Genomic DNA, 4,468 nt, shown 5'->3' with positions numbered 1-4,468 from the left:
GCCCCCGGGAGCAGTGCCGCCCGGCGCGCCGGGCGGCGGCCCCCCCCCCCCCCCCCCCCCCCCCCCCCCCCCCCCCCCCCCCCCCCCCCCCCCCCCCCCGGGCCTGCGGAACGGGGCCGCCCGCGAAGCCCGGCGCGCCGGGCGGCGGACCGCCGGGCGGCACTGCTCCCGGGGGCGGAGCGCTCGGTTGATGTGCGGCCGGGGACCAGCCGGTGGCCGGTCCGTGCCCCGGCTGAAGGGGCGGCGGCAGCGGAGACCCCACTGCGTGCTGCATCCGGTGCCACTCCGTCTCGTGCGACTGACGCTGGTCGGGCGGCAGCCGGGCCGCCCGTTACCGAACGGTACCGTCCCCGGCCGCCGTTGTGTGAACGGCCGGGGCGGCCACGAAGTGCCCGTGGCCGAAACCTCGTGGCCCGCCGGAGCCCTTACTGGCCCACTTCGCCGTACGCGCCGAGCAGCACCGCCGGGTCGGGACCCTCCAGGACGGTCGGCTTGCCGAGACCGTCAAGGACGATGAAGCGCAGCAGGTCACCGCGGGACTTCTTGTCGACCTTCATGGTCTCCAGGAGCTTGGGCCACTGGTCGTAGCGGTAGGTCAGGGGAAGGCCCACCGACTCCAGGACCGTGCGGTGCCGGTCGGCCGTCGCGTCGTCGAGCCGCCCCGCCAGACGGCCGAGTTCGGCGGCGAAGAGCATGCCCACGGAGACCGCGGCCCCGTGCCGCCACTTGTAGCGCTCGTTCTTCTCGATGGCGTGCGCGAGCGTGTGACCGTAGTTGAGGATCTCGCGCAGGCCCGCCTCCTTGAGGTCACCGGAGACGACCTCGGCCTTGACCCTGATGGAGCGCTCGATCAGCTCGGCGGTGTGCGGCCCGGCCGGGGTGCGCGCGGCCTGCGGGTCGGCCTCGATGAGCTCCAGGATCGCCGGGTCGGCGATGAAACCGGCCTTGATGATCTCCGCGAGCCCGGAGACGTAGTCGTTCACGGGCAGCGAGTCCAGCGCCGCGAGGTCGCAGAGGACCCCGGCCGGCGGGTGGAAGGCGCCCACCAGGTTCTTGCCCTCGGCGGTGTTGATGCCGGTCTTGCCGCCGACCGCCGCGTCCACCATGCCGAGGACCGTGGTCGGCACCGCGATCCAGCGCACCCCGCGCAGCCAGGTCGCGGCCACGAACCCGGCGAGGTCGGTGGAGGCACCGCCGCCGACGCCCACGATGACGTCGCTGCGGGTGAAGCCGGACTGGCCGAGCGCCTTCCAGCAGTACGCCGCGACCTCGGCCGTCTTGGCCTCCTCGGCGTTGGGCACCTGGATGGCGACGGCTTCGTAGCCCTGGTCGGCGAGGTCCTGGCGGAGCGCGTCGCCGGTCTCGGCGAGCGCCTCGGGGTGGATCACGGCGACCCGCTTGGCCTGCTCGCCGATGAGCCCGGGCAGCTCGCCGAGGAGCTGCCGACCGACCAGTACCTCGTACGGATCCGTACCGGCGGTGCCGCCGACGTGGATACGGGTGGGCGTCTGCTCCGTCGTCATGCTTCCTTCAACTCCAGTGCGTCGAGGACCGCCTGGGCGACCTCTTCGGGGGTACGGCCGTCGGTGGCGACGACCGCGCGGGCGACTTCGGCGTACAAGTGGCGGCGGGCGTCCATCAGCTCGCGCCACTGCTTGCGCGGGTTGACGGCGAGCAGCGGGCGCGCCTGGTTGAGGCCGGTGCGCTTGACGGCCTCCTCGACGTCCATCGAGAGGTAGACGACGGCGTGCGCCGAGAGCAGCGCGCGCGTGGTGCCGTCGAGGACCGCTCCCCCGCCGAGCGCGAGGACGCCGTCGTGCTCCTCGACCGCCGTGCGCACGGCCTGCCGCTCCAGGTCGCGGAAGTACGGCTCGCCCTCGTCGACGAAGATGTCCGCGATCTCGCGGCCCTGGGCGGCGACGATGTCGGCGTCGGTGTCCCGGAACGCGGTCCCGAGCCGTCCGGCGAGCAGCTCGCCGACCGTCGTCTTGCCCACGCCCATGGGCCCGACCAGGACGACCCGCGGGCCGCCGGTTGCCGGGCGGGTCACCGGATCCGCAGGTTGTCGAGGTAGGACCGGACGTTGCGCCGGGTCTCGGGGACGCTGTCGCCGCCGAACTTCTCGGCGACGGCGTCGGCGAGCACGAGCGCGACCATCGCCTCGGCGACGATCCCGGCCGCGGGCACGGCGCACACGTCGGAGCGCTGGTGGTGCGCCTTGGTGGCCTCACCGGTCGCCACGTCGACGGTGGCGAGCGCGCGCGGCACGGTCGCGATGGGCTTCATGGCGGCGCGTACGCGCAGCAGCTCACCGGTGGTCAGGCCGCCCTCGGTGCCGCCGGAGCGTCCTGAGGTGCGCCTGATGCCGTCGTCGGTGGAGACGATCTCGTCGTGCGCCTGGGAGCCGGGCACGCGCGCCAGTTCGAAGCCGTCGCCGACCTCGACGCCCTTGATGGCCTGGATGCCCATGAGCGCGGCGGCGAGCCGCGCGTCGAGGCGCCGGTCCCAGTGCACGTGCGAGCCGAGCCCGACGGGCACTCCGTAGGCGAGGACCTCGACGACGCCGCCCAGGGTGTCGCCGTCCTTGTGGGCCTGGTCGATCTCCGCGACCATCGCCTTGGAGGCGTCGGCGTCCAGGCAGCGCACCGGGTCGGCGTCGAGCTTCTCGACGTCGGCGGGGGTCGGGTAGACGCCGTAGGGGGCCTTCGCCGCCGCCAGCTCCGTCACATGGCTGACGATCTCGATCCCGGCCGTCTCCTTGAGGTAGGAGCGGGCGACCGCGCCGAGCGCGACGCGGGCCGCGGTCTCGCGGGCGGAGGCGCGCTCCAGGATCGGGCGGGCCTCGTCGAAGCCGTACTTCTGCATGCCCGCGAGGTCGGCGTGGCCGGGGCGGGGGCGGGTCAGCGGGGCGTTGCGCGCCAGTTCGGCGAGCTCGGCGGGGTTGACCGGGTCGGCCGCCATCACCTGCTCCCACTTGGGCCACTCGGTGTTGCCCACCATGACGGCGACGGGCGAGCCCATGGTCAGGCCGTGGCGGACGCCGCCGATGAAGGTGACCTCGTCGCGCTCGAACTTCATGCGCGCACCGCGTCCATAGCCGAGCCGCCGCCTGGCCAGGTGGTCCGCCACCATGTCCGTGGTGATCGGCACGCCGGCGGGAAGTCCCTCCAGCGTCGCGACAAGTGCGGGTCCGTGGGACTCCCCAGCGGTCAGCCAGCGCAACCTGCTCAACGGTGCTCCTCATGCTCGCGCCTGGAACTGCGGTTTACGGCGCGGCCGGGTGCGCGGCCCTGGCCCGCCTTGCCCCGATCCTCCCACGATCCGGGTCCGGCCCAGGCCCCAGGTCCAACAGACGGACGCCCCGCCCACCCCGTGGACGCGCGCGCCCGGCCGGCGGGACGCGCCGGGCTACCGCTCCGCGAGCGCGCGCTCGCCCGCCCTGCGCATGGCGTCGAGCGGTGCGGACGCGCACCCCGTCATCTGCTCGACCTGGAGGACCGCCTGGTGCACGAGCAGGTCGAGGCCGCTGACCACCGCCCCGCCGTACGCCGACCAGCGGGCGGCGAGGGTGGTGGGCCACGGGTCGTACAGCACGTCGAAAAGGGTGGCCGGGCGTTCCGGGAGGGAGCCCGCGAGGTCGTCGGTGGCGCCCGCCGGGGTCGTGGCGATCACCAGCGGGGCACCCAGCGCCTCCTTGGCGTCCGCCCAGTCGGCGGTCCTGACCGCCACGTCGAGCCGCTCGCCCCACTGCCGCATCTCGGCGGCCCGCGCGTCGCTGCGCACATACGCGACGACCTCGCCGGTGCAGATCCGGGCCAGGGCGGCGAGCGCCGAGGACGCCGTGGCGCCCGCGCCGAGGATCGCGGCGGACTCGACCTGCTCGATCCCGTGCTCACGGAGCGCGGCGACCATGCCGGGCACATCGGTGTTGTCGCCGGTCCTGCGGCCGTCGTCGGCGAAAACCACCGTGTTCACGGCCTCGACGGCGGCCGCTGTCTCGCTGACCTCGTCGAGCAGCGGAATGACGGCCCGCTTCAGCGGCATGGTGAGCGAGAGTCCCGCCCATTCCGGACCGAGCTTCCCGATGAATTCCGGCAGCGCCGTCTCGTTGATCTCGAAACGGTCGTACGACCAGTCGCCGAGTCCCAGCTCCCCGTACGCGGCGCGGTGCAGCACCGGGGAGAGGGAGTGGGCGATCGGGGAGCCGAGGACCGCGGCTCGACGCTTCTGCGCGCTCATTGCCCCTCTAGGTATTTCTCGCGATTGCGGTTCTGCTCTTCGTTCGTCTCGGCGAAGAGCGTCTTGTCCTCGCTGACGGAGACGAAGTAGTACCAATTTCCCTTGGCCGGGTGCAGCGCCGAATTCAGCGCCACTTCGCCCGGGTTGCCGATCGGCCCGGGCGGCAGACCCTTGATCTTGTACGTGTTGTACGGGTCGTCGAGCTTGCGGAGCTGGTCGACCGTGCCGG

General features: G+C 73.5%; 6 protein-coding genes. All 6 read right to left on the bottom strand.

Features of this window, described 5'->3' with window-relative positions; translation table 11 throughout:
- On the bottom strand, positions 1-274 hold a 274-nt coding region (locus tag AB8Z36_RS32950), incomplete at its 3' end, for a Pro-rich N-terminal domain-containing protein (RefSeq protein WP_369217057.1).
- 151 nt (positions 275-425) lie between these two features.
- The gene (aroB, locus tag AB8Z36_RS32945; protein WP_369217056.1) at positions 426-1,523 is read right to left on the bottom strand and encodes a 3-dehydroquinate synthase; all 1,098 of its coding nucleotides are present in this window, start codon (positions 1,521-1,523) and stop codon (positions 426-428) included.
- On the bottom strand, positions 1,520-2,002 hold the full coding sequence (locus AB8Z36_RS32940; protein WP_369217058.1) for a shikimate kinase: 483 nt from the start codon (positions 2,000-2,002) through the stop codon (positions 1,520-1,522). The genes aroB and AB8Z36_RS32940 overlap by 4 nt, the downstream gene beginning before the upstream one ends.
- Before the next feature lie 44 nt (positions 2,003-2,046).
- Positions 2,047-3,231, bottom strand: coding sequence for a chorismate synthase (gene aroC / locus AB8Z36_RS32935; protein ID WP_369217055.1), 1,185 nt, complete (start codon positions 3,229-3,231; stop codon positions 2,047-2,049).
- Positions 3,232-3,408: 177 nt separating this feature from the next.
- Complete coding sequence (locus AB8Z36_RS32930) at positions 3,409-4,239, bottom strand: shikimate dehydrogenase (protein ID WP_369217054.1); 831 nt, start codon at positions 4,237-4,239, stop codon at positions 3,409-3,411.
- Positions 4,236-4,468, bottom strand: a 233-nt coding sequence (locus AB8Z36_RS32925; protein WP_369217053.1) for an endolytic transglycosylase MltG, incomplete at its 5' end; no start/stop codon positions are given. The genes AB8Z36_RS32930 and AB8Z36_RS32925, both read right to left, overlap by 4 nt.

Origin of the sequence: Streptomyces flavofungini (assembly GCF_041028215.1) — a bacterium.
In the GTDB taxonomy this organism is placed as follows: Bacteria; Actinomycetota; Actinomycetes; order Streptomycetales; family Streptomycetaceae; genus Streptomyces; species Streptomyces flavofungini_B.
The sequence above is the reverse complement of the archived record's forward strand: the minus strand, read 5'-3'. Positions and strand labels throughout refer to the sequence as shown.